Genomic DNA, 24,594 nt, shown 5'->3' with positions numbered 1-24,594 from the left:
CCTTCGTTTTATACGAGGTTTTAATATTAATTAATTTCATACAAATCCTGAAAATAATAAGTTTGCATAATACACTGAGATGACGCATTCTATACCCGCATAGACGTTTAGCCGTCTAAATGATTAAGAAGATTACTTTAAAACGGGAGTTATTATGACAACATCACATATTTTAGGCTTTCCTCGTGTGGGTGCGAAACGTGAATTAAAATTTGCACAGGAACGTTATTGGCGTAAAGAATTAGCAGAGCAAGATTTATTAGATTTAGCGAAAGCGTTGCGTGAAAAAAACTGGAAACATCAAGCAGCGGCGAATGCGGATTTCGTTGCAGTGGGCGATTTCACGTTCTACGATCATATTTTAGATTTACAAGTGGCAACAGGGGCAATTCCTGCTCGTTTTGGTTTTGATAGTCAAAATTTAACCCTTGATCAATATTTCCAACTTGCACGTGGTAACAAAGATCAATTCGCAATTGAAATGACTAAATGGTTCGATACGAACTATCACTATCTCGTGCCAGAATTTCATAAAAATACACAATTCAAGGCTAATCCAGCACATTATGTAAACCAAATCCGTGAAGCAAAAGCATTAGGTTTAAACTTCAAACCGGTGATTGTTGGGCCATTAACATTCTTATGGTTAGGTAAAGAAAAAGGCGAAGCTTTTAACCGTTTCGATTTGTTAAATCAATTAGTGCCTGTTTATGTTGAAATCTTAAACGCATTAGTGGCTGAAGGTGCAGAGTGGATTCAAATTGATGAACCTGCATTAGCATTAGATTTACCTGCAGAGTGGGTTGAAGCTTATAAATCTGTTTACGCTGAATTAAGCAAAGTGAACGCAAAATTATTGTTAGCCACTTATTTTGGTTCAGTTGCTGAACACGCTGAGTTATTAAAAGCTTTACCTGTTGCGGGCTTGCATTTAGATTTAGTGCGTGCACCAGAACAACTTGCAGTATTTGAAGATTACAGCAAAGTGCTTTCAGCAGGCGTGATTGAAGGCCGTAATATCTGGCGTGCAAACTTAAATAAAGTGTTAGATGTATTAGAGCCATTAAAAGCAAAATTAGGCGAGCGTTTATGGATTGCGCCAAGCTGTTCATTATTGCACACCCCATTTGATTTAGAAGTGGAAGTACAATTAAAAGAAAAAAATACCGCACTTTATAGCTGGTTATCTTTCACACTACAAAAAGTAGAAGAATTAAATGTATTAAAACAAGCCTTAAATAATGGCAGAGCCTCTGTTCAAGCGGCATTAGATGCAAGCCAAGCGGCAGCAGATGCACGTGCAACCTCAAAAGAAATTCATCGCCCAGAAGTGGCAGAACGTTTAGCAAACTTGCCAAAAGGTGCGGATCAACGTAAATCGCCATTTGCAGAACGTATTGTTAAGCAAAATGCATGGTTAAATTTACCGCTTCTGCCAACCACAAACATTGGTTCATTCCCGCAAACGACTGAAATTCGTCATGCTCGTGCAAGCTTCAAAAAAGGTGAATTATCTCTTGCAGATTACGAAGCAGCGATGAAAAAAGAGATCGAATATGTAGTGCGTCGCCAGGAAGAATTAGATTTAGATGTGTTAGTTCACGGTGAAGCAGAACGTAACGACATGGTGGAATACTTTGGGGAATTATTAGACGGTTTCGCGTTCACCAAGTTTGGTTGGGTACAAAGCTACGGTTCACGTTGTGTAAAACCACCAGTGATTTACGGTGATGTGACTCGCCCAGAGCCAATGACGGTGCGTTGGTCTCAATATGCACAAAGCCTCACAAACCGTGTAATGAAAGGAATGCTTACAGGCCCTGTAACTATTTTACAATGGTCATTCGTACGTAACGACATTCCACGTTCAACCGTATGTAAACAAATCGGCGTAGCGTTATCTGATGAAGTGTTAGATTTAGAAGCTGCGGGCATTAAAGTTATCCAAATCGATGAGCCAGCAATTCGTGAAGGTTTACCACTTAAACGCGCAGATTGGGATGCATATTTACAATGGGCAGGCGAAGCATTCCGTTTAAGCTCAATGGGCGTGCAAGATGATACGCAAATTCACACTCATATGTGTTATTCCGAATTTAACGACATCTTACCAGCAATTGCTGCATTAGATGCGGACGTGATTACCATCGAAACTTCACGTTCAGATATGGAATTATTAGATGCCTTCGTGAAATTCAACTACCCGAATGACATCGGTCCAGGCGTATATGATATCCACAGCCCACGTGTACCAACCGCAGGTGAAATTGAACACTTATTACGCAAAGCGTTAAATGTCATTCCAAAAGAACGCTTATGGGTAAATCCAGACTGCGGTTTAAAAACACGTGGTTGGACAGAAACTATCGATCAATTAAAAGTGATGGTGGATGTAACGAAAAAATTACGTGCGGAATTAGCATAAATTTTAAGTTTATTACTTAACTGTAACTTAAGGACTGAAGTTGTATCTTACAAATTCAGTCCTTTATGTTTATGGTGAAACATAAATAAAATAGATGATTGTTATAATTATGTTGTTGTTTTTATTGTGTACAATCCGTGCTCAATTTTTAATGTGACTATTTAAAGAGGAAAATTATGAATAAAATTTTTAGAATTGTATGGAACGAAGCAGCTCAAGCCTGGGTCGCCGTATCTGAACTGACTAAAACACACAAAAAACGTGCTTCTGCAACCGTGGCAACAGCCGTATTGGCGACGGTGTTGTCTACGGGCCTCAGGCTGTAACTACTAATTCGGAACCTCTTACGAATCCTGAACCTTCTGCGTTGGGAACAGACTATTATTTTCGTGTTACGACTACTAACACTGGTGAGCCAGATGATCTTAAGCATTATAATGGATGCCAAAATGGAAATGTAGAGATTGCGTGCCCAGATACAGAGATGAATATAGGCATATTAGGGGCAGATTCGGCTCCAACAGCATAGAATAGCGAGCATTCCAGATTGGTTTTAGAAGGGAATAAAGGGATTAGACTTACAAGAAATAACGATACACATACGGCTCATAAAATCACCTTTGATGCGCCAGTTGAGGCTGCTGAGGGTAGCGGTGCGATATCAATAGAACAACCTGTGGAAGGTGAGAAAGCAGGTCATACAATTATTAAATCTGTGATCAAATCTGGTGATTCCAAAATAAAAGTGGAATCTAAAAATGGTGAAACCATAATTAGCTGGGCGGGTGGTGATACTGCTGGTGGTGCTGCGGGCGAGCAAGGCGCAAAAGGTGACAAAGGTGAAAAAGGTGATCCTGGCCGTCAAGTAATTGAGGGTCACGGTATTACTGCTACAGTAGATAGTGCAAATGATACATTAACGATTGCAGCAAAAACCAAACCAAACGGTGGTATTAGCGCGCAAAGCGAAGGTCTTTCTATCGATACTGATGGCACAACAATCACATTGAAGTCAGGTAAAGTTTCAGCGGTAACGGGTACAATTACAGCTGGAGAGACTCCATCTGTTGCTACAGCTGATGCGAATAAACTGGCGAAAGCTGGCGAAGTAGCGGAAGCGATTAAGGCTGCGAAAACTAAAGTAGTTGCTGGTAGTGGCATTAAAGTCACGTCTAGTGGCAATGAATATATTGTTTCTGCCGACTTACCGTTTACTAAAAATGCAGATAAGTCAATTAGCTTAAATGAGGAAGGTGTAATCCGTAATGTGGCTAATGGGCGTGTTGCTAAAGACAGTAAAGATGCTGTGAATGGTGGTCAGTTACATGCCGTTGAACGCCGTTTGAGTGTCAATATGGATAAGTTAAACCATCGCATCGATAAAATGGGCAAACGTGCAGATGCTGGTACGGCAAGTGCAATTGCTACGGCAAACTTGCTCCAATCTTATCGCCCTGGTTTGTCAGCTGCTACTGCTGCAGTAGGTCAATATCGTGGTCAATCTGCGGTTGCTGTTGGTTATAGTCGCCTTTCTGATAATGGAAAATATGGGGTTAAATTCTCACTAGGTGCTAATACACAAGGTAATGTTGGTGCTGGTGCTGGTGTAGCATATTTCTGGTAATAACCTGATTTTCCTTTAACTTTCGAATGAAAGGTTGATATTAAAATGTGATGATTGCGTTGTGATCATCACATTTTTTATTATTTGCACATTATTCCTGTTCCTCGTAGAATACGAGCGATTTCACCTTTAAATTGACCGCACTTTTCTTACAGTCAACTATCCCGAGAGATAAACGAGTATGTATCAATTATTCCGTCACGGCATTTTCCAAAGGCTCGGTTTTTTTGATAATCATTTATCTATGATAAAAATTGTAAAGAAAAAAGAACCCACGCTTTGAAAGAACGTGGGTTTTGAATATTAAATAAGTCGTATATTAGCTAGGTCTTACACCTAACATATGACAAATTGCATAAGTTAATTCACTGCGATTTAGCGTATAGAAATGGAAGTCATTCACTCCTTCACGAGATAAAATTTTCACCATATCCATTGCAACACTAGCCGCTACAAGATTACGAGTAGTTTGATCATCGTCTAATCCTTCATAAGCGTTAACAAGCCATGCAGGAATTTTCACATTAGTGAAAGAAGCCATTTTTTGTAATTGCTTAAAGTTAGTTACAGGTAAAATGCCCGGCACGATTTCAGTATCAATACCAATTGATGCACAACGATCACGGAAACGTAGGTAGTTTTCAATATCAAAGAAAAATTGAGTGATAACATGATTTGCACCTGCATCAATTTTTCGTTTTAAATTAATCAAGTCTGCTTGTGCTGATTTTGCTTCTGGATGAACTTCTGGATAAGCCGCTACAGAAATATCAAAATCAGCGACAGAGCGGAGTAATTCCACAAGATCTGACGCATAAAATGGTTTTTTGGCATATCCTTTGGGTTCGTCACCGCGTAACGCAACGATACGACGAATACCACTGTCCCAGTAATCTTTAGCAATTTGTTTTAATTCTTCAGGTGTGGCATCAATACCAGTTAAATGCGGAGCCGCTTCTAAGCCAGTTTCTTGTTTGATTGCTTTTACAATGCTATGAGTGCGGTCACGTTCTCCAGAGTTTGCGCCATAAGTAACAGAAACGAATTTCGGTTTTAACACTTTTAAACGATGAATCGAATCCCATAAAAGCGTTTCCATTTTTTCATTTTTTGGTGGGAAAAATTCAAAAGAAACATTAATTTTTTTATTGAAGTCAGCGATGTGCTGATTAAGCGTATCAATTTCTTTAGCGTAGCTCATAAAAATTCCTATAACTAGTATGATGATATTTGAGTTAACAATAAAATAACTTTATGTATGAGTCAATTTTAATAAATTCATTAAAAATATTAATTTAGTTAATGTAAATAGGTTTCAGCAAAAATACTAAAATTTTGCATAAAAAATTAGCATTAATGAAATAAATATGTATAATACACCGACCCTGTAAATGTGCGAATTCCCATCGTACATTATTTTATCGAGATCTCACTCGAAGGGGTGACGATTAAGATCAATGGTTGTGTTCGTAAGAACACTGGGTATCAAACTAATTTTTGGTAATTAATTAATGAAAACTTTTGTAGCAAAACCAGAAACGGTTAAACGCGACTGGTACGTAGTAGATGCGACAGGTAAAACTTTAGGTCGTTTAGCGACTGAATTAGCACGTCGTCTTCGTGGTAAACACAAGGCTGAGTACACTCCACACGTAGATACAGGTGATTACATCATCGTTATTAACGCAGACAAAGTGGCAGTAACTGGTCGTAAAGAAACAGATAAACTTTACTACTGGCACACTGGCTATGTAGGTGGTATTAAACAAGCGACTTTCAAAGAAATGATCGCTCGCCGTCCTGAAGCAGTGATTGAAATTGCGGTTAAAGGTATGTTGCCAAAAGGTCCATTAGGCCGTGCAATGTTCCGTAAATTAAAAGTGTACGCAGGTGCTGAACACCAACACGCTGCACAACAACCACAAGTATTAGATATTTAATCACGAGGTTTAGAAAATGGCAGAGAATCAAAACTACGGCACAGGTCGCCGCAAAAGCTCTTCAGCTCGTGTATTTATCAAACCGGGCAGTGGTAAAATCACTATCAACCAACGTGAATTAGACGTTTACTTCGGCCGTGAAACTGCGCGCATGGTAGTACGTCAACCATTAGAATTGGTTGAATTAACTGATAAATTAGACCTATACGTCACTGTTAAAGGTGGTGGTATTTCTGGTCAAGCGGGTGCAATTCGTCACGGTATCACTCGTGCATTGATGGAATACGATGAAACATTACGCCCAGCACTTCGTGCAGCTGGTTTCGTTACTCGTGACGCACGTCGCGTTGAACGTAAAAAAGTGGGTTTACACAAAGCACGTCGTCGTCCACAATACTCAAAACGTTAATTTTTATTTTCGTTTCGAAAAAGAAAAGCAGAGAGAAATCTCTGCTTTTTTGTTATCTAACTTATTGATTATAAAACAATAAAAAAGAATTGTTTGGCAAATGACTTACGCTTTGTGGTAGAATACACACCCCTTATAAAATATAGAATATTTTTGGATCTTCGGAGGAATAAATGTCCAGCGCATCAAGTAAACGTTCAGTAATGACCCTTTTTTCAAATAAAGATGATATTTACTGTCATCAGGTAAAAATTGTTTTAGCTGAAAAAGGTGTACTTTATGAGAACGAAGAAGTTGATTTGCAAGCATTACCAGAAGATTTAATGGAATTAAATCCGTATGCTACAGTGCCTACGTTAGTTGATCGTGATCTTGTTTTGTTTAGTTCGCGAATTATTATGGAATATCTTGACGAGCGTTTTCCGCATCCACCATTAATGCAAGTGTATCCAGTTTCTCGAGCAAAAGATCGTCTTTTGATGTTACGAATTGAACAAGATTGGTATCCAACCCTCAAGAAAGCAGAAAATGGCACAGAAAGTGAAAAAGCTGAAGCGCTCAAACAATTAAAAGAAGAACTTTTAGCAATCACACCAGTTTTCCAGCAAATGCCTTATTTCATGAATGAAGAGTTTGGTTTAGTGGATTGTTACGTTGCGCCATTGTTATGGAAATTAAAACATTTAGGCGTGGAATTTACAGGTCCAGGTAGTAAACCAATTAAGGGATATATGGATCGTGTATTTAGTCGAGATTCATTCTTGCAGTCTGTAGGTGAAGCTGCACCAAAAAATTTAATGGATGATAAGTAATGGAATATAAAGCTTCCCCTAAGCGCCCTTATTTATTACGCGCCTATTATGATTGGCTAGTAGATAATAGTTTCACGCCTTATTTAGTTGTTGATGCGACTTACTTAGGTGTGAATGTTCCTGTCGAATATGTAAAAGATGGACAGATTGTATTGAACTTGTCTGCCAATGCTACGGGCAATTTACAACTGACAAATGATTTCATCCAGTTTAATGCCCGATTTAAAGGTGTCTCTCGTGAACTGTATATTCCAATGGGCGCAGCGCTTGCAATCTATGCTCGTGAAAATGGTGATGGCGTGATGTTTGAGCCAGAAGAGGTTTACGATGAACTTAATTCTGAGCCAGGTACTGAACAACCAACTGGTTTTCATGAGGCTGTAGATAGTCCTAGAAAACGAGAAGAAAAAAAGAAAACAAAATCAGCTTCTCATTTAAGAATTGTTGATTAAGAAAAAACGCGATGAAGTTATCATCGCGTTTATTTTTATAAATTACCTTGTTTTTCAATAAAGTTAAGAATTTTGTCTTCAATTCCTTTTGAATCTAATCCCAAATCTTTTAATGCCTCTTGCTGTGTTGCTTGTGGAATAAAATAATCTGGCAAACCAAGCTGTAAAAGTGCGGTCGATTTTCCAGATGAATTTAGCACTTCCGCTACAGCAGATCCCGCTCCACCTTGAATTGCATTTTCTTCTAATGTGACTAAATAATCATGAGTTTGTGCAAGCACATTAATCATTTCAATATCAATCGGTTTCACAAAACGCATATCGACAACTGTTGCATTGAGTTTTTCTGCTGCCTCTAAAGCGGATGGTAAAAGGGTACCAAAATTTAAAATCGCAATTTTTTGACCTTCTCGAATTAAACGTGATTTACCGATAGGAAGCATTTCTAAAGGTGTTAGTTCAACACCAATGGCATTTCCGCGAGGATAGCGCACTGCCGCAGGTTTCCCACATTGATAACCTGTATAGAGCATTTGACGGCATTCATTTTCATCACTTGGTGTCATGATAATCATATTGGGAATGCAACGCATAAAGCTAAGATCAAATGCCCCTTGGTGTGTTGGGCCATCAGCCCCTACGATACCCGCTCGATCAATCGCAAATAATACAGGTAGATTTTGAATAGCAACATCGTGAATTAATTGATCGTAAGCACGTTGTAGAAATGTCGAGTAAATCGCGACTACAGGTTTATATCCGCCAATAGCAAGCCCAGTGGCAAACGTGACGGCGTGTTGCTCTGCAATTGCCACATCAAAATATTGTTCTGGAAAACGTTGGGAAAACTCCACCATGCCAGAACCTTCACGCATTGCAGGTGTGATACCAATAATCTTGGAATCTTTTTCTGCCATTTCGCATAGCCAATCACCAAAAATTTTTGAATAAGTTGGTTTAGTATTGTGTTTAGGCAATTCACCAGTGATTGGGTCAAATTTTGGTACGCCGTGGAAACCAATCGGATCTTTCTCCGCGGGTGCGTATCCTTTACCTTTTTTCGTTTTGATATGTAAGAATTGTGGTCCCTTCAGATTACGCATATTCGTAAGTGTTGCCACTAATTCGTCAATGTTATGTCCATCCACTGGGCCAATATAGTTAAAACCGAGCTCTTCAAATAATGTACTTTCTGGTGAGAACATCACTCCTTTCATATGTTCTTCGGTTTTTTTCATAAAGTTTTTTACAGGCGGAACTTTATCGAGAATTTTTTTACTTCCATCTCGTAATGTGGAGTAGATAGAACCAGAGAAAATACGAGCAAGGTGATTATTTAACGCGCCAACATTTTCTGAAATAGACATTTCATTGTCATTTAAAATGACCAACATATCAGTGTGAACAGAACCTGCGTGATTCAGCGCTTCAAAAGCCATTCCCGCAGTAATTGCGCCATCACCGATTACGCATACCGTTTTTCTACCTGCATTTTCTCGTTCTGCGGCGACAGCAATACCTAATCCAGCACTAATAGAAGTAGAGGAGTGGCCAACGCTTAATACATCAAATTCACTTTCTTCACGCCAAGGGAAAGGATGAATACCGTCTTTTTGACGAATTGTGGACATTTGATCTCGACGACCGGTTAAAATTTTGTGGGGATAAGCTTGATGTCCAACATCCCAAATTAACTGATCAAATGGTGTTTTATATACGTAATGTAGTGCAACGGTTAGCTCTACAGTGCCTAAACCTGATGCCAAATGCCCGCTAGTTTGACTAACAGATTCTAAAAGATAACCGCGTAATTCTTGGCAGAGTTGTGGTAGCTGCTCTTTATTTAAAAGACGCAAATCTTCTGGTGAATTAATCAAAGATAATAAGGGGTAATTGTTCATATTGTTAGTCATTTTTAAAACTTTATAATGTTTGACCGCACTTTGTGAGCATTGATACGGTCAGTATTAACTTTTTCTAGTAATAATGAATTCAGCTAATGCACGAAGTGCGGTCGTATCAAAAGGAATTTTTTCTAATTCAGACAAAGCACTTTGATATAGATCTTGCGCTTTTTGTTTTGCGCCACTTAATCCAAGTAATTTTGGATACGTACTTTTATCTAAATCAAGATCAGCGCCGACTTGTTTGCCAATTTCTGCACTATCACCTTCAATATCTAAAATATCATCTTGAACTTGAAAGGCTAAGCCAATGGCTTCCGCATATTGCGTTAAGGATTGTTCTAACCTTTTGTCGGCAAAATGCGGAGAACAAATAAAACCTAATTTTAATGCGGCAATCAGCAATGTGCCCGTTTTGTTACGATGGATTAATTCTAATTCGCTTAAACTAATTTGTTTATGCTCAGAGATAAGATCTAAACTTTGCCCTAAGCACATTCCTTGTACACCAGCGCCTTGAGCTAAAATCTGAACTAAAGCCAGTTTTTGTTCAGAAGAAATATTTGGCGTTTTAGTTAACATTTCAAAAGCAAAACTTTGCAGCGCATCGCCCGCAAGAATAGCCGTAGCTTCATCAAATTGGATATGACAAGTTGGATGCCCACGACGCAAATTGTCATTATCCATTGCAGGTAAATCATCGTGAATTAAGGAATAGGCATGAATGGCTTCAATAGCGGCAGCGGCGTAATCTAAGGTTTGTTTCTCAGCGTTAAGCATTTGACCTGTTGCGTAAACTAAAAAAGGTCTAACCCGTTTACCACCAAGTAATAATGCGTATTTCATCGCGTCAAGTAAAGGCGCATTATAACTTTCAATGCCCTCAAATTGAGCTTCTAAAAAGTGGTTAATACGGGTTTGAACCTGTTGTAATTCTTCGGAAAAGTTACCCATTAAGCATTCCCTTCATAATCATTCAGTGGGGCATCTTCAGTTTTTTGCAATAAGATCTGAATACGTTGTTCTGCTTGTTGTAAACGTTCTTGCCCTAACTTAGCCAGTTGCACACCTTGTTCAAATTCTTTTAACGCTTCTTCTAACGGCAGATCGCCATTTTCTAAATGTGTAACAATATTTTCTAACTGCGCTAATGTTGTTTCAAAATCTTGTGAAGATGCGGGTTTACGCGCCATGGAATTATCCTTTTTCACGGTAAAAATTGCTTGCCATTTTACTGTATTTTGCTTGAGTTGTTAAAAAATTATTTCAAGCTAGGACCAGTGGACTTTTCACTATCTTTGCGTAAAATACTCGCCACTTTAAATACCCAAGAAATGCCCAAGCTATTTATATGAAATTTATCGTTAAACTTTTTCCTGAAATTATGATTAAGAGCGAAACTGTTCGTAAACGTTTCGCAAAAATTTTAACCTCTAATATCCGCAATATTTTACAGAAATATGATGAAGAAACTGCAGTTGTACGTCACTGGGATTACATTGAAGTGCGGTCAAAAAATGAAGAAAATAGTGAAGAATTAATCGCCTTGTTACAACGTATTCCTGGTATTCATCATTTTTTAGAAGTTGAAGAAAAACCGTTTACCGATTTACATCATATTTTTGAATTGACGCTTGCTGATGTCGCGCAACAACTTCAAGGCAAAACCTTTTGCGTTCGAGTAAAACGTAAGGGGAAACATAAATTTAGTTCTATTGAAGCAGAACGTTATATCGGCGGTGGATTAAATCAACATATTGAAAGCGCAAAAGTGCGGTTGAAAAATCCAGATGTGACTGTTCGTATTGATATTGAAGATGACAAAATGATGTTAGTTAAAGCACGTCACGCAGGGATTGGTGGTTATCCAATTGGGACGCAAGAGGATGTGCTTTCTTTGATTTCTGGGGGATTTGATTCAGGTGTATCGAGTTACATGTTGATTCGTCGTGGTTCCCGAGTTCATTATTGTTTCTTTAATCTTGGCGGTGCAGCCCATGAAATTGGCGTAAAACAAATGGCTTATCATATTTGGCAACGCTATAGCGCTTCACATAAAGTACGCTTTATTGCGATTAACTTTGAAGGGGTTGTCGGTGAGATTTTAGAGAAAGTCGATAACGGCCAAATGGGCGTTGTATTAAAACGGATGATGGTGCGTGCAGCAAGTAAAGTCGCTCAACGTTTTAATATTGAAGCGATTGTGACAGGGGAGGCATTAGGACAAGTTTCTAGCCAAACTTTAACCAATTTACGCTTGATTGATGAAGCGGCTGATGCCTTAGTATTACGTCCGTTAATTACGCACGATAAAGAACAAATTATTGCGATGGCGAAAGAAATTGGCACTGACGATATTGCAAAATCTATGCCGGAATTTTGTGGCGTGATTTCAAAAAATCCTACGATCAAAGCTGTTCGTGAAAAGATTCTTGAAGAAGAAGGGCATTTTAATTTCGAGATTCTTGAAAGTGCGGTGCAAAATGCAAAATATTTAGATATTCGCCAGATTGCAGAAGAAACAGAAAAAGAAGTGGTAGAAGTCGAGGCAATTTCTGTATTGGGTGAAAATGAAGTGATTTTGGATATTCGTAGCCCAGAAGAAACGGATGAAAATCCATTTGAATCAGATACACATGAAGTCATTCAAATGCCGTTCTACAAACTTTCTTCTCAATTTGGTAGCCTTGATCAAAGTAAAAATTACGTGTTGTATTGTGAACGTGGTGTGATGAGCAAATTACAAGCCTTATATTTGAAAGAAAATGGTTTTTCAAATGTGCAAGTTTTCTCAAAAAAATAATGTTTAAATTTATTATATATTAGTAAGCGTATATGTTGTTTTAAAATACCATTATGTATTTTTTTATATAATTAATTTTTAAGAATTTGTATAAATTTTGTTTTTCATCAAAATTAGTAATTGTGTTAGCGAAGTGAAATCTTTTAAAATCACGAGCAATAAATTTTACGCATAACTCCGAGCTTGTTGACCTACGTTTATATTCAAAATAGGGTCGCAATGCCAATAACGATGTTTGTTATTCAGGGATACGCTGGAAACGGTTTATCCTCTCCATATTAGAAAGGTGTCACATGCAATCAATTCCCATTAAAAACGTAGGGAACGTGGGATTAGTCGATGCGTTCCAGCGTGCCTATTATTATTTACGACTGTCAATAACTGATCAGTGTAACTTTCGTTGTAACTATTGTTTACCCAATGGTTATCAGCCTGAAGCAAATAAACCAAGTTTTCTTACCTTAAGTGAAATTGTTCGTGTCGCAGAAGCATTTGCTGCTATGGGGACAGAAAAGATTCGTTTAACTGGTGGAGAACCTACTTTACGTAAAGATTTTATTACGATTGCTGAAAATGTAGCGAATGTAAGTGGCATTCGTCAGTTAGCTTTAACTACAAATGGCTATCGTATGGCAAAAGATGTAGATGCTTGGCAACGTGCGGGCATTACTTCCATTAATGTTAGTGTTGATAGTCTTGATCCTAAAATGTTTCATCAAATTACAGGAATTAATAAATTTGATGAGGTGATGAGAGGAATTGAGCGAGCCTTTGAGATTGGTTATAAAAAAGTTAAAGTCAATTCAGTATTGATGAAAAATTTAAATGATCATGAATTCAATCAATTTTTAGCTTGGGTAAAGAATCGACCAATCCAAATGCGCTTTATTGAGCTAATGCAAACGGGAGAAATGGATAGTTTCTTTCATCATCACCATCTTTCTGGTGAAATTTTAGTCAAGAAATTATTAGAGCAGGGTTGGCAATTACAACAAAAAGCTATAACAGATGGTCCTGCAAAGGTATTTAAACATCCTGATTATATGGGTGAGATAGGATTGATCATGCCATATGAAAAGAATTTCTGTGCAAGTTGTAATCGTCTTCGTGTGTCAGCAAAAGGAAAATTACATCTTTGTTTATTTGGTGAAGAGGGAATTGAACTGCGCGATCTTTTACGTTCAGATGATCAGCAATCAATTTTACAGGCTCGGATTTTTTCTGCGCTTCAAGGTAAGCGTGAACACCATTACTTACACCAAGGCGACACTGGCATTCGTCAGCATTTAGCATCTATCGGTGGATAAATTTCTTAAAATTAACCTCACTTTTAAATTATGAAAACATTTACGCATATCAATAGCCAAGGTGAAGCCAATATGGTGGATGTTTCTGGCAAAATAGAAACCGTACGCGAAGCACGTGCAGAAGCTTTAGTGACAATGGCGCCTGAAACTTTAACTATGATTCTTAGTGGGCAGCATCATAAAGGTGATGTTTTTGCAACTGCGCGTATTGCAGGTATTCAAGCAGCTAAACGAACATGGGAATTAATTCCGCTTTGTCATCCTTTGCTACTTTCTAAAGTAGAGGTCAGTCTTGAACCTTTAGTGGAAAAACACCAAGTACGAATTGAGTCTTTATGTAAACTTTCGGGAAAAACTGGCGTAGAAATGGAAGCATTAACAGCGGTAAGTGTTGCTGCTTTAACTATTTATGACATGTGTAAGTCTGTTCAAAAAGATATGGTTATTGAATATGTACGTTTATTGGAAAAAAGTGGTGGAAAATCAGGTCACTTTGTTGCCCAATATAAATAGGGAAATAACATGCTAAAAGTATTATTTTTTGCTCAAACACGAGAATTAATTGGTGTAGATGAACTTTCTATTGAGGCAGAATTTACAACAGCTGATAAATTACGTGAATATTTAGCGCAAAAAGGTGATAAATGGGCATTAGCTTTAGAAAAAGAAAAACTGCTAGTTGCGATAAATCAAACTTTAATGCCTCTTGAAAGTGCGCTAAAATCGGGTGATGAAATTGCATTTTTTCCACCAGTAACAGGGGGATAAGATGAGTAATGTTCATATTTCAGTACAGGAAGCTGAGTTTGATCAAAATGCAGTTTATCATTGGCTTTCTGAATCTCACTCTGTTGGTGCAACAGTAATTTTTGTTGGAAAAGTTCGTGATCTTAATTTAGGTGATGATGTTTCGAGTCTATACTTAGAACATTATCCTGCAATGACAGAAAAAGCACTACAAGAAATTATTTCTGAAGCTCAATCCCGTTGGAATATCCAACGAGTTAGTGTGATTCATCGAGTAGGATTATTGCATACGGGAGATGAAATCGTATTAGTAGGAATAAGCTCTGCTCACCGTGGCGATGCCTATCATGCAAATGAATTTATTATGGATTATCTAAAATCTAAAGCACCTTTTTGGAAAAAAGAACAAACCAACAAAGGGGAGCGCTGGATAGAGGCGAGAGATTCAGATAAAGAAGCATTAAAGAAATGGTAATAAAAAAGCGGTGGATTTCACCGCTTTTTGGTATTTTATAAATTATTTTGTTGCTGCTTTCATTGCTTGAACAAATTCAGCTAATTCAGCTAAACATTGCTCGTGATTATCTAAATTCCGCTCAATGATTTTCACCGTTGCAGAACCTGAAATCGCACCCGCTGCTCCCAAACCTAATGCTTCTTTTACTTGCTCTGGTTGAGCAATGCCGAAGCCTTGTAAAATTAGCGGAGCATTATGTGCCTTAAGCTGTTCTACAAGGGTATCTAAATTTGCTGCATGAGCTTGGTTTTCAGCACTGGTTACACCTGCACGAGAGACTAAATAAGTATAGCCCTCGCTATTTTGTGCTACACCTTGGATCGTTTTCTCGTCCGCATTTGGCGGGCAAATAAATACTGGTTGAATGCCGTGTTTTTTAGCCGCTTGTACATAATCTTCTTTTGCGAGTAAAGGAATATCTGCCACAAGCACAGCATCAACACCGACTTCTGCACAACGTTGATAAAAAGTATCTAGTCCTTTGGCAAAAATTAAATTGGCACAAAGTAACAAGCTAATCGGAATCTCTGGATATTTTGACCGCACTTTTTCTAATAACTTAAAGCTATCTTCAGTACTATGACCCGCAGTTAAAGCACGATTATTCGCAGCTTGAATAACTGGGCCATCGAGTAGCGGATCGGAAAAAGGAAAACCAAGTTCTAAAGCATCCGCACCGTTATCCACAAGCGTACAAATAATGTCAAAAGAGCGGTCAAAAGTAGGGTCACATAAGGTGACGAAAGGAACAAATGCCCCTTCATTTTTTGCTTTAAGCGTAACAAATTGAGTTTCAAAACGGCTCATTATTTCATTCCTTTTTCTGTCAAAATTTTATCTACGGTGAAAATATCTTTATCGCCACGACCAGATAGATTCACGACTAAAATTTGTTCTTTATTAGGTTCTTGATGAATCATTTTTAGGGCTTGAGCAAGAGCATGTGAGCTTTCTAATGCAGGAATAATGCCTTCATGTTTAGCTAACTCTTGGAAAGCATTCAATGCTTCATCATCGGTAATACTTGGATATTCTGCACGTCCAATGCTTTGTAAATAAGCATGTTGAGGCCCAACAGAAGGGAAGTCTAACCCGGCTGAAACAGAGTAGGATTCCTCTACTTGACCATCTTCCGTTTGCATTAAAGGAGATTTCATCCCGAAATAAATGCCCACCTTTGCATGACCTAATGGTGCGCCATGTTCACCGCTTTCAATGCCTTTACCCGCAGGTTCAACGCCAATCAAACGCACATTTGGTTCATCAATAAAATCAGTAAACATACCAATTGCATTAGAACCACCGCCAACAGCAGCAATCACTGCATCAGGTAAACGACCTTCTCGTTCGAGAATTTGACGTTTCGTCTCAATCCCAATCATTTTTTGAAATTCTCTTACAATCGTTGGGAAGGGGTGAGGGCCTGCAGCGGTTCCAAGTAAATAATGGGTGGTTTCATAGTTTGCTGACCAATCACGCATAGCTTCACAACAAGCGTCTTTTAAAGAGCAAGAGCCTTTTTGTACAGGAATCACTTCCGCACCCATTAAACGCATACGAAATACATTCGGCGATTGACGCTCAACATCTTTTGCGCCCATATAAATACGGCATGGCATATCTAACATAGCACAAGCAAGGGCAGTCGCGACACCATGCTGACCCGCACCAGTCTCGGCAATAATACGCGTTTTGCCCATGCGTTTAGCCAATAAAATTTGACCTAATACTTGGTTAGTTTTATGGGCACCGCCGTGTAATAAATCTTCACGTTTAAGATAGATTTTCGCTTTAGTACCTTTTGTTAGGTTGCGACAAAGGGTAAGTGCGGTCGGTCTTCCGGCATAATTTTTGAGTAAATCTTGAAATTCACATTGGAATTCAGGATCGTCTTTCGCTTCGACAAAGGCTTTCTCAAGCTGTTTAAGCACTGGCACGAGTATTTCAGGTACATACATACCACCAAACTCACCAAAATAGGGATTTAAAAGAGTCTCTGACATTGTGTTTCCTTATTATTTTAATTTGAATTTCTTGCCACATTCAGTGGTGCAAAAGTTTGTGCTGTTGGCATCACTTCAATGCGATTAATATTAACGTGTTCTGGTTGTTGATTGAGCCATAAAACCATATTCGCAATATCTTGTGGCGTAACGTATTGCACATTTTCATAGAGTTTTTCTGCTCGTGCATCATCACCTTTAAAACGCACATTAGAAAATTCTGTTCCACCACAAAGCCCAGGTTCGACGCTAGTAACACGGATATTTTTACCCGCCAAATCTGCACGTAAATTTAAGCTGAACTGTGTCACAAAAGCCTTTGTACCGCCATATACGTTACCGCCGGGATAAGGATAGGTACCTGCAATTGAACTTAAATTAATAATATGACCCGTATTTCTTTCAACCATTTGAGGCAAAACGAATCGAGTAATATTAACCAATCCTTTAATATTGGTATCAATCATTTGTTCCCAATCATCAAGATTCGCTTTATCAGCAGATTCTAAGCCAAGAGCCAATCCTGCGTTATTAACGAGTAAATCAATATTTTTCCATTGTGTAGGTAAAGATTTAATTGCTTCTTGAGTGGCTAGTCGATCAGATATATCGAAAGCAAGGGGCAGAAATTTTTCACCTAATTCAGCTTTTAGTGAAGTTAAACGTTCGGTACGACGGCCAGTACCAATTACAAAATATCCAGCTTGAATAAGCGTTCTACAGATTGCAGTACCAAATCCTGCAGTAGCACCAGTAATAAGGGCAATTTTAGACATCATTTTCTCCTTTCTTATGTAGAATATTTTTATACTACTACACTAGTACAAAAAAATATATAAATTTGTGAAGAAAATGTAGGAATTTTATTTTCTATAAAAAAACTACACTAGAAGTATTTGAATCTATCTAGTGTAGTCATTTTATAAGTTTCAGATGAAATAAAATGAAGGCTTAAAGAGCGGTAATAATTTCATTAATTTTTGCTTTTGCTGATACTTGTGCTTTTTCAATGGCTTCAGCGCCTAATCCGATGCCTTTTGCATAGACAAATTTTACATCGGTGATACCAATAAAGCCCAAAATAGCTTTCATATACTGGGTCACCAAATTTTCTTCATCATATAACCCACCAAATGCACATAACACAATTGCTTTTTTATCTTTTAATAACCCTTCTGGTCCATTTGACGTATATTGGAAAGTAACACGTGGACGTGCGATAAAATCAAAATAAGTCTTTAATTGTGTTGGAATGCCAAGATTATACATTGGCGCACCAATAACCAAAGTATCTGCATTTTTTAATTCAGAGACTAATTCATCGGAAAGTGCAAGAAGTTGTTTTTCTTCATCGTTTTTAGGTTCACCACGTACAGCTGTTGCTGCTGTGGCATCAAAATATGGAAGTGGTTGTTGGGCTAGATCGCGTACGACAATGTGATTACCTTGTAATTTTTCGATAACATAATCAGCCAATTGATTGGTCTGGGCGTTATTTCCTGAAATGCTAGACTTTAATACTAATACGTTGCTCATTTTTATTCCTTAACTGGGTATTTAAAAGTGCGGTTATTCTAGCCTTTATTTTTAGGATATAAAGCCCCTAGCCAGAAAAACATTATTTCCTTTCTGTAAAATATGTGCATTTATTTAACAATACCTTAAGAAAGTGATAGAGTTCGCCACGCATTTTTTGCCTAATTTCGCTTGTTCAATGGTAGGAATGAAGCCAAGTAGGGCAAAAGTGCGGTTAATTTTTATAGAATTTTAAACGAACACGTCACCTTTCGTATGGGTGACCACTGTATAAGGAAAAAACAATGCCAATTATTACTTTACCTGACGGTTCCCAACGTCAATTCGATCATCCTGTTTCTGTTCTTTAAGTCGCACAAGATATTGGTGCGGGTCTTGCTAAAGCCACTATCGCAGGCCGTGTAAATGGTGAGCGTCGTGATGCATGTGATATGATTGAGCAAGATGCGACGCTTGAAATCATTACCGCTAAAGATGAAGATGGTTTAGAAATTATTCGCCACTCATATGCACACTTATTTGGTCATGCCATTAAACAATTATTCCCAGATGTAAAAATGGCAATTTTAGATGAAAACATTGAACGTATTGCAACGCCTGCGTTATATCATCACTTAGAATATATTGATATGTGCTGTGGCCCACACGTGCCAAATATGCGTTTCTGTCAGCATTTCAAATTACAAAATTAACGATGATCGTTTAATCGATCACCGTTATTTTTATCTGTTTCATATCTATTGAGATTTCATTTATTTTCTAATAAGTAGTTGCTTTTAATACGCTGACAAATCTGCCTGATTTTTTTAGAGCTTTTTGCGCCAACGCGTCTATTGTGGCTTTTGTCGTTAACTGATCTAAATGTTGATAGGTGTAAATAGTATCTGTATTATCTTGTTGCCAGTAACTTTCTTCAATAATTGAAGCAATTGAAACTAAAGAATCAAATTCACGTCGAATCTGAGTATGTTGTTCCGCTAGTTTTTTACGTAATAAGTTTTCATCAATGCCATTTTTTACAATATCATCTAGCACCTGATTTGTGAGATGCGTAAGTTCCTCTACGCGATGAGGATCGCAACTAAATTCAATTTTTCCCTCAATTTGTGGTGTATGAGCATCTTGCATAAACCAACTATTTACAGAATAAACACCTGAAACTTTTTCACGTAGAATTAAGCGTAATTTTTCTTGCACAATATCCGAAAGAATATTGAATAAATATTTTTGTTCCGCTCGCCAAGTATTATTTGCGGTAAGGTATATTTCTACATCAGCTCTCGGTTCTTTCAAGCCGTTCATAATAAATGATTGAGTTGGTGTATGAATAATAGTTGGGACAAAGTGACGTATCTGAGTTTTTGATTCAACTGAGGCTAAATAACGTTCCGCCAATTTCTTTACTTGATTAAGTTCAATATCTCCAATAATAAAATAGGTAAAATCTGTTTTATTTAAAATATAACGTTGATAAGCGTTACTTAATTGGTTTTTATCAAATGCTAATTGCTGTGCTTGTTTTTGAGTATAGACAGTTTCAATATTTGGAAAACGCAGTTTTGAAACGGCTTTCATAAATTGTGTTTCTAAATCAATCTGTTTGAAATAATCACGGGTTTCACGTCGGTATTTTTCTAAGGCAAGATCAGATATAGGAGAAGAACGTAATTTTAAACGAAACAATGTCAGTAAATTTTCCAAATCTTTAGGTTTAGATACACCAGTAAAACCTTGTTTATCATCATCAATCACAGTGGCAATCACCAATGGATCGCGCGAAAAAATTTGATTAACCGCAGAAAGAGAAAGTTCTCCAACACCTGTTTCATCAACTACACTAACGGCAGCACGCAATAAGTGATAGTCCTTATCTGGGATAGAACGTAAACCACCTTGAGTAACAGCTCGAAAATGTACTTGATTTGGAGTCTTGTCACTATAGTGATAGATTAATTTACTTCCATTACTTAAACGAAATTCATAAATATCGCCACGATCCCAATATTTTTCTTGAGAAAGTGACCCTGTGTTAAATGTTAAGTGCGGTAATTTTTCGATTTGTCTTTTTTCATCCCATTGGTGTTGTTGCATTTCCATTGCATTGTTCCAACGAGTTTCTATTTCTACTACATCAAAAGGCAAGGCTTTTTGTGGCAAAGGTTGAGTGATTAATAATAATTTTGCTTTTAATGCTAAGGTTTGATTTAACGTGCGTTGTAAATCAGCTAATGTAATTTGGGATAAAAAACGTTTATTGAGTTCATAACGATCATTTACGCTCAATACTACTTGTTTATTTGCCACAGAAGTAATGAGATCATCGGCAATTTTTAAACTACCAGAACGAATATTTAATTGTTTTTCATTGAGTTGAGTTAAGCGCTTAATCTCGCCGTTTAATTCATTTTGAGTAAAACCTTGTTGTTTTATACTGGCAATAAAGGCAAATAATTTATCTATCGTTTTTGAATATTGTGTATCTATAAGCTGGAGAGAAAAAATGCTTTGTAGCGTTTCTTTACCTAAATGAGTACGATAAAAATTCGCAGAATCTACTCCATTTTCTGTTTCCTTTTCCCATTGCTGTAAACGTAAGTTAAGTAATCGAGTGGTAATTTGATGAATTAATTCTTGTTTATAACTCGCTAATGTATTGGTTTCAATTGTATTTTCAAAAAAACTTAATTCAATACTCGGAATTGTTGTGCCTTGTTCAGAAATAGAATCTAGTCGCCATTTGTTGATAAGAGGAATATTAAAATCAATTTTTTCCAATGTTGTTTTAGTAATTGGATTTTCTTGGGATAGGCTTTGTTTTAATAATTTTACAACTTGTTTTGTATCAATATCGCCTACAATAATTACTGACATATTATCTGGTCGATACCATTTGTGGTAAAAATCAGCTACGCGTTTAGCTGAAATTGTTTTAATAATATCCATATCTCCAATAGGATCACGCAACACATAACGAGAACCAGCCATTTCAATAGCACTTTTCTTATTGCCAATACGTAGCATTGGGCTTAAACGTCTCCGCCATTCTTCTTGTACTACGCCACGTTCGCCATCCACATCTTTAGGCAAAAAAGTAATATTATTCATCCATTCATTGATGACATCAAAAGCCAATTCTAATTTTTGCTGATTGTTGCTATCTAAATTTAAAGTATAGACTGTATTTTCAAAATCGGTGAAAGCATTAATATCTCGTGCAAACCTCATTCCAAGTTTTTCTAACGCATTAATAATTTGATTTTCCGGATATTTCTTTGAGCCATTAAATGCCATATGCTCAACTAAATGAGCAATGCCTTTTTGATCGTCATCTTCATGCATTGACCCAGCATTGATCACTAATCGAATATAAACGCGTTCTTTGGGTTCAGTATTTTTTAATACAAAGTATTGCAGACCATTTGATAGTTTACCGTGCTGAATATTTGGATCAAAAGGTAAATCACTATTGGGTGATAGATTCAGTGATTGACAAGCAATTAACGAAAAGATAAGCAAAAAAAGTGCGGTTATTTTTTTCATTATTTTCACCTGATTTTTCACCTGATAAAAAAAGAAAACTCTACGCTAAGTAAAACGAGTGTAGAGTAGGGCTGGTGGATGTTTCAAAGCCCACAAGCCCTATACATTGAAGAATATTAGAATTGATAGCCAACTTCTAGCCAAAATTCACGCCCAGGCGTATAAACACCGTATTCATCGCTAGTGGAAAGAGTAGTGACTTTATTTTTACGTGTTTTATTGAGTACATTTAAAATATCTACTTGCAAATAGACACTATGTTTACCTAGAATGGTCGGCTGCCAACGAATGCTACTATCCCATTGTGTATGTCTGCCATAGTGATAGCTACGGAAGCGTGAAATGCCATTATCATTGCTCTCAAGTTCCTCATAGCTACGAATTGGGGCTTTCATATACACTTTATTAGACCAAGTGATATTGTAATCTGGCATCTCCATATCAATACCTAAACGAGCAATCCAATCTTCTGTACTGCTATTAACTTGTTGTAGCATTTGACTACGAGTCATTAATTTTCCGTCTAAATAGACGGGTTCATTTGGATCAAATTCATTACTTACATCTGCTCGTTTTGTATTTAGCCAATCAAAACCGAGTGATGTTGTCCAATAAGTTTTACCCAATTTCCAGGGTTCAATATTGTTAAGTTGGAAAGTATAAACATCAACACCAAAGTTATGACCATTAATATAAAAACTTTTTGTCGATTCTTTCTTCAACATAATACGATTCTTATTATCACGATGAATATAACCAAGTTTGAGTGCTAAATTACCTATATTCTGATCAAAGCTTAAGCTTAATTCATCTGCATAAGGCGTTTTAAGGGATGAAAAGTTCTGATGCTGACGTGTTGAATCATCGTTAATCTTTAAGATTCTATTGGCTAATTTTAAAGAAGCAAAAGAACGACCGTAATAACGATTTAAACCCAATGTAAATCCTGTATCATCCCAAGGGTGATAACGTGCAACAAAGCGCGGGGCAATATTATTGTTTTTTAAATAATCATCACGTTCAATACGAATACCAGGACGTAATTCAAATTTATTCCATTTTATTAGATCTTCAGCATAAGCCACAATATTCTGATAGGTAGTTTTAACCCGACCTTTTGATGTTGTGCTATCCGACAGGATCATTTCTGTTGGATTACTTCCATTTGCATCTAAAATCACTTGAACCACTTTTGAATGAACATCTTGTGGACGATAGAATTGATATTCTGTTGCCTGATAAATGCTTCCGATAGAAATGGAATGCTCGGTAGAACCTAAATGAAAAGATTCCATTGCATATTCAGTAGAAAAATGTAAATTATCTTGAATTAATTGACTGTTGCCATATCCGCCTTTTTCATAGTCGTATGAAAGACCATTATCTAGTACAACACTTACAGAAGAAACATCTGCTGAAACTGATTTACGCTTATCCTTAAAACGATCATATGCTAAGGTATTTGTCCAAACGCCAGAGTCAAATGAATGTACCCAAGCAAGCGTTGCTCCTAGAGCTTGATGATAATCGCTTACGTTGTTATCTATATTTTCCTTGAAATATTTCAATTCTTTATAATTTGAATAACGTAAACCGAGTTCAATACGTTCTTTTTCTTGCGGTGTCCAATTGAAATTTAATAAAAGATTATCGGAAAGTCGTTGATGATTTTGTTTGTCTAATTGTGCCTTGTTATTGGCATGTTTATCAAAGCCAATCAAGCGATTTTGTTCAATAGACGATGTTCTGCGACTATAGCCTAAAACCATTCCCAAATTATCACTTAATCTTTTTTCAGCTACAACACTGAATGTTTGTTTATCATATTTAGGTTGTAACTCTGCCACTCCGATATCATCTGGACGTACCAACTTCAGTATTTTTTGCGCTGCACTATCTGCTTTCATTTTTGCCCAAGATGAATTCGTCGTGCGATATTTAAGTTTTATGTTGTCAGTACCACTATATTGTTTGGTTTTAGCGATAACGGCACCACCCATAAAGCCACCTAAGCTAGCAGAAATATTACTATCTTGTACTTCCACTTTAGAAAGCATAGTAGCATCAAAAAAATAAGCTTGAGTGTGACTAATTCCTGGAACAACTTGCATAGAACCGTCAAAAATACTGTTATCAATAGCAAGATCATTATTTATATTGACATTATCAACAAAATAGGCGGTTTGATTTGGATCGGCACCGTTAATTGAAATATTTTCAGGTTTGATTTCACCACGTTGAAAACCATTTTGGTCGCTATTTTCATAACGAATATGGGGGTTAGAACGAAGGTAATCAGTGATATTACCGTTTGATGTGGGCGTTTTACTTATCTCGGCAGAAGAGAGCGTTTCAATGGAAGAAAGCGATTTATTGTTGTCACCATACACAACAATTTCGGGCAATATATTTTTGTTGGTTTTTTCAACAGTTTGCCCCATAATAAATGGGCTAACAAATGTTGAGCAGAATAACAACATTAACGGTTTCTTTTGATGCATAGTATACTCCCTTACTAAATAAAATATAAATGATAACTATTATCATTATATTTTCATGCATTATTAAATGCAAG

General features: G+C 37.1%; 22 protein-coding genes, 1 pseudogene and 1 riboswitch. Of the genes and pseudogenes, 13 read left to right on the top strand and 10 right to left on the bottom strand.

Annotated elements, in window-relative coordinates:
* The first annotated feature begins 154 nt into the window (after window positions 1–154).
* The 3 genes from metE to KP713_RS01190 all read left to right on the top strand — a co-directional run bounded on the left by metE (window position 155) and on the right by KP713_RS01190 (window position 4,049).
* A complete protein-coding gene (gene metE / locus KP713_RS01200) occupies window positions 155–2,425 on the top strand; it encodes a 5-methyltetrahydropteroyltriglutamate--homocysteine S-methyltransferase (protein ID WP_215769613.1) in 2,271 nt (756 codons plus the stop codon).
* 176 nt (window positions 2,426–2,601) lie between these two features.
* Window positions 2,602–2,751 carry an ESPR domain-containing protein gene (locus KP713_RS01195; RefSeq protein ID WP_215769612.1) on the top strand — a complete coding sequence of 50 codons (150 nt, stop codon included), beginning with the start codon at window positions 2,602–2,604 and terminating at the stop codon, window positions 2,749–2,751.
* A gap of 221 nt (window positions 2,752–2,972) precedes the next feature.
* Window positions 2,973–4,049: a YadA family autotransporter adhesin gene (locus KP713_RS01190; RefSeq protein WP_215769611.1), complete on the top strand. Its 1,077-nt coding sequence runs from the start codon at window positions 2,973–2,975 to the stop codon at window positions 4,047–4,049.
* Between the two features lie 319 nt (window positions 4,050–4,368).
* On the opposite strand, the gene metF is transcribed toward KP713_RS01190, so the two are convergent.
* Window positions 4,369–5,250, bottom strand: a complete 882-nt coding sequence (metF, locus tag KP713_RS01185; RefSeq protein ID WP_139989932.1) for a methylenetetrahydrofolate reductase — start codon at window positions 5,248–5,250, stop codon at window positions 4,369–4,371.
* Window positions 5,251–5,560: 310 nt separating this feature from the next.
* Between metF and rplM the strand changes: the two genes are divergently transcribed.
* The 4 genes from rplM (at window position 5,561) to KP713_RS01165 (ending at window position 7,662) form a co-directional block, all read left to right on the top strand.
* Window positions 5,561–5,989 (top strand): 50S ribosomal protein L13, encoded by a 429-nt coding sequence (gene rplM / locus KP713_RS01180; protein WP_005628896.1) that lies wholly within the window; start codon window positions 5,561–5,563, stop codon window positions 5,987–5,989.
* A 16-nt stretch (window positions 5,990–6,005) separates the two neighbouring features.
* Window positions 6,006–6,398, top strand: a complete 393-nt coding sequence (gene rpsI / locus KP713_RS01175; protein ID WP_106013213.1) for a 30S ribosomal protein S9 — start codon at window positions 6,006–6,008, stop codon at window positions 6,396–6,398.
* A 173-nt stretch (window positions 6,399–6,571) separates the two neighbouring features.
* The gene (gene sspA, locus KP713_RS01170) at window positions 6,572–7,210 is read left to right on the top strand and encodes a stringent starvation protein SspA (RefSeq protein WP_111407396.1); all 639 of its coding nucleotides are present in this window, start codon (window positions 6,572–6,574) and stop codon (window positions 7,208–7,210) included.
* Window positions 7,210–7,662 carry a ClpXP protease specificity-enhancing factor gene (locus KP713_RS01165; protein WP_215769610.1) on the top strand — a complete coding sequence of 151 codons (453 nt, stop codon included), beginning with the start codon at window positions 7,210–7,212 and terminating at the stop codon, window positions 7,660–7,662. Before sspA ends, KP713_RS01165 begins: the two co-directional genes overlap by 1 nt.
* 35 nt (window positions 7,663–7,697) lie before the next feature.
* Here the strand turns inward: KP713_RS01165 and dxs are convergent, their stop codons facing one another.
* The 3 genes from dxs to xseB are packed head-to-tail and all read right to left on the bottom strand — an operon-like array spanning window position 7,698 to window position 10,759.
* Window positions 7,698–9,575: a 1-deoxy-D-xylulose-5-phosphate synthase gene (dxs, locus tag KP713_RS01160; protein WP_215769609.1), complete on the bottom strand. Its 1,878-nt coding sequence runs from the start codon at window positions 9,573–9,575 to the stop codon at window positions 7,698–7,700.
* Between the two features lie 54 nt (window positions 9,576–9,629).
* Window positions 9,630–10,520: a (2E,6E)-farnesyl diphosphate synthase gene (ispA, locus tag KP713_RS01155; protein ID WP_215769608.1), complete on the bottom strand. Its 891-nt coding sequence runs from the start codon at window positions 10,518–10,520 to the stop codon at window positions 9,630–9,632.
* Window positions 10,520–10,759, bottom strand: coding sequence for an exodeoxyribonuclease VII small subunit (gene xseB / locus KP713_RS01150; protein ID WP_005628882.1), 240 nt, complete (start codon window positions 10,757–10,759; stop codon window positions 10,520–10,522). Before xseB ends, ispA begins: the two co-directional genes overlap by 1 nt.
* 158 nt (window positions 10,760–10,917) lie before the next feature.
* Here xseB and thiI point away from each other — a divergent pair, with 158 nt between their 5' ends.
* From thiI to moaE, 5 genes are all read left to right on the top strand, one after another.
* Window positions 10,918–12,369: a tRNA uracil 4-sulfurtransferase ThiI gene (gene thiI, locus KP713_RS01145; protein ID WP_215769607.1), complete on the top strand. Its 1,452-nt coding sequence runs from the start codon at window positions 10,918–10,920 to the stop codon at window positions 12,367–12,369.
* 163 nt (window positions 12,370–12,532) lie between these two features.
* Window positions 12,533–12,674: riboswitch (molybdenum cofactor riboswitch) on the top strand.
* Window positions 12,663–13,676 (top strand): GTP 3',8-cyclase MoaA, encoded by a 1,014-nt coding sequence (gene moaA, locus KP713_RS01140; protein ID WP_111407401.1) that lies wholly within the window; start codon window positions 12,663–12,665, stop codon window positions 13,674–13,676. Its footprint overlaps the riboswitch before it by 12 nt.
* A gap of 30 nt (window positions 13,677–13,706) precedes the next feature.
* Window positions 13,707–14,189 carry a cyclic pyranopterin monophosphate synthase MoaC gene (gene moaC, locus KP713_RS01135; protein ID WP_215769606.1) on the top strand — a complete coding sequence of 161 codons (483 nt, stop codon included), beginning with the start codon at window positions 13,707–13,709 and terminating at the stop codon, window positions 14,187–14,189.
* A 9-nt stretch (window positions 14,190–14,198) separates the two neighbouring features.
* A complete protein-coding gene (moaD, locus tag KP713_RS01130; protein WP_111407403.1) occupies window positions 14,199–14,444 on the top strand; it encodes a molybdopterin synthase sulfur carrier subunit in 246 nt (81 codons plus the stop codon).
* Between the two features lies 1 nt (window position 14,445).
* Entirely contained in the window at window positions 14,446–14,898 is a 453-nt protein-coding gene (gene moaE / locus KP713_RS01125) for a molybdopterin synthase catalytic subunit MoaE (RefSeq protein WP_111407404.1), read from the top strand.
* Window positions 14,899–14,940: 42 nt separating this feature from the next.
* On the opposite strand, the gene trpA is transcribed toward moaE, so the two are convergent.
* The 4 genes from trpA to KP713_RS01105 all read right to left on the bottom strand — a co-directional run bounded on the left by trpA (window position 14,941) and on the right by KP713_RS01105 (window position 18,479).
* Complete coding sequence (gene trpA / locus KP713_RS01120; RefSeq protein ID WP_215769605.1) at window positions 14,941–15,747, bottom strand: tryptophan synthase subunit alpha; 807 nt, start codon at window positions 15,745–15,747, stop codon at window positions 14,941–14,943.
* Window positions 15,747–16,943 carry a tryptophan synthase subunit beta gene (gene trpB / locus KP713_RS01115; protein ID WP_111407406.1) on the bottom strand — a complete coding sequence of 399 codons (1,197 nt, stop codon included), beginning with the start codon at window positions 16,941–16,943 and terminating at the stop codon, window positions 15,747–15,749. The genes trpA and trpB overlap by 1 nt, the downstream gene beginning before the upstream one ends.
* 17 nt (window positions 16,944–16,960) lie before the next feature.
* Window positions 16,961–17,719: an SDR family oxidoreductase gene (locus KP713_RS01110; protein WP_111407407.1), complete on the bottom strand. Its 759-nt coding sequence runs from the start codon at window positions 17,717–17,719 to the stop codon at window positions 16,961–16,963.
* Between the two features lie 175 nt (window positions 17,720–17,894).
* Window positions 17,895–18,479: an FMN-dependent NADH-azoreductase gene (locus tag KP713_RS01105; RefSeq protein ID WP_140527667.1), complete on the bottom strand. Its 585-nt coding sequence runs from the start codon at window positions 18,477–18,479 to the stop codon at window positions 17,895–17,897.
* 284 nt (window positions 18,480–18,763) lie between these two features.
* Here KP713_RS01105 and KP713_RS01100 point away from each other — a divergent pair.
* A pseudogene (locus KP713_RS01100) lies at window positions 18,764–19,165 on the top strand (TGS domain-containing protein); the annotation flags it as partial.
* A gap of 73 nt (window positions 19,166–19,238) precedes the next feature.
* On the opposite strand, the gene KP713_RS01095 reads toward KP713_RS01100, so the two are convergent.
* On the bottom strand, window positions 19,239–22,019 hold the full coding sequence (locus tag KP713_RS01095; protein ID WP_215769604.1) for a M16 family metallopeptidase: 2,781 nt from the start codon (window positions 22,017–22,019) through the stop codon (window positions 19,239–19,241).
* A 116-nt stretch (window positions 22,020–22,135) separates the two neighbouring features.
* The gene (locus KP713_RS01090) at window positions 22,136–24,460 is read right to left on the bottom strand and encodes a TonB-dependent receptor plug domain-containing protein (protein ID WP_252346296.1); all 2,325 of its coding nucleotides are present in this window, start codon (window positions 24,458–24,460) and stop codon (window positions 22,136–22,138) included.
* Window positions 24,461–24,594 lie beyond the last annotated feature (134 nt).

Source organism: Haemophilus sp. SZY H36, from assembly GCF_018829625.1.
GTDB lineage: Bacteria > Pseudomonadota > Gammaproteobacteria > Enterobacterales > Pasteurellaceae > Haemophilus > Haemophilus haemolyticus_K.
This window is presented reverse-complemented; position numbering and strand designations above follow the sequence as displayed.

Excerpts from the sequence above, each read along its gene's own strand:
- dxs (WP_215769609.1), bottom strand. The coding sequence starts at position 9,575 with ATGACTAACAATATGAACAATTACCCCTTATTATCTTTGATTAATTCA.
- rplM (WP_005628896.1), top strand. The coding sequence starts at position 5,561 with ATGAAAACTTTTGTAGCAAAACCAGAAACGGTTAAACGCGACTGGTAC.
- metE (WP_215769613.1), top strand. The coding sequence starts at position 155 with ATGACAACATCACATATTTTAGGCTTTCCTCGTGTGGGTGCGAAACGT.
- KP713_RS01105 (WP_140527667.1), bottom strand. The coding sequence starts at position 18,479 with ATGAGCAACGTATTAGTATTAAAGTCTAGCATTTCAGGAAATAACGCC.
- KP713_RS01195 (WP_215769612.1), top strand. The coding sequence starts at position 2,602 with ATGAATAAAATTTTTAGAATTGTATGGAACGAAGCAGCTCAAGCCTGG.
- KP713_RS01165 (WP_215769610.1), top strand. The coding sequence starts at position 7,210 with ATGGAATATAAAGCTTCCCCTAAGCGCCCTTATTTATTACGCGCCTAT.
- xseB (WP_005628882.1), bottom strand. The coding sequence starts at position 10,759 with ATGGCGCGTAAACCCGCATCTTCACAAGATTTTGAAACAACATTAGCG.
- sspA (WP_111407396.1), top strand. The coding sequence starts at position 6,572 with ATGTCCAGCGCATCAAGTAAACGTTCAGTAATGACCCTTTTTTCAAAT.
- KP713_RS01095 (WP_215769604.1), bottom strand. The coding sequence starts at position 22,019 with ATGAAAAAAATAACCGCACTTTTTTTGCTTATCTTTTCGTTAATTGCT.
- rpsI (WP_106013213.1), top strand. The coding sequence starts at position 6,006 with ATGGCAGAGAATCAAAACTACGGCACAGGTCGCCGCAAAAGCTCTTCA.
- moaC (WP_215769606.1), top strand. The coding sequence starts at position 13,707 with ATGAAAACATTTACGCATATCAATAGCCAAGGTGAAGCCAATATGGTG.
- moaE (WP_111407404.1), top strand. The coding sequence starts at position 14,446 with ATGAGTAATGTTCATATTTCAGTACAGGAAGCTGAGTTTGATCAAAAT.
- KP713_RS01090 (WP_252346296.1), bottom strand. The coding sequence starts at position 24,460 with ATGGGGCAAACTGTTGAAAAAACCAACAAAAATATATTGCCCGAAATT.
- KP713_RS01110 (WP_111407407.1), bottom strand. The coding sequence starts at position 17,719 with ATGTCTAAAATTGCCCTTATTACTGGTGCTACTGCAGGATTTGGTACT.
- trpA (WP_215769605.1), bottom strand. The coding sequence starts at position 15,747 with ATGAGCCGTTTTGAAACTCAATTTGTTACGCTTAAAGCAAAAAATGAA.
- moaA (WP_111407401.1), top strand. The coding sequence starts at position 12,663 with ATGCAATCAATTCCCATTAAAAACGTAGGGAACGTGGGATTAGTCGAT.
- ispA (WP_215769608.1), bottom strand. The coding sequence starts at position 10,520 with ATGGGTAACTTTTCCGAAGAATTACAACAGGTTCAAACCCGTATTAAC.
- metF (WP_139989932.1), bottom strand. The coding sequence starts at position 5,250 with ATGAGCTACGCTAAAGAAATTGATACGCTTAATCAGCACATCGCTGAC.
- trpB (WP_111407406.1), bottom strand. The coding sequence starts at position 16,943 with ATGTCAGAGACTCTTTTAAATCCCTATTTTGGTGAGTTTGGTGGTATG.
- thiI (WP_215769607.1), top strand. The coding sequence starts at position 10,918 with ATGAAATTTATCGTTAAACTTTTTCCTGAAATTATGATTAAGAGCGAA.
- moaD (WP_111407403.1), top strand. The coding sequence starts at position 14,199 with ATGCTAAAAGTATTATTTTTTGCTCAAACACGAGAATTAATTGGTGTA.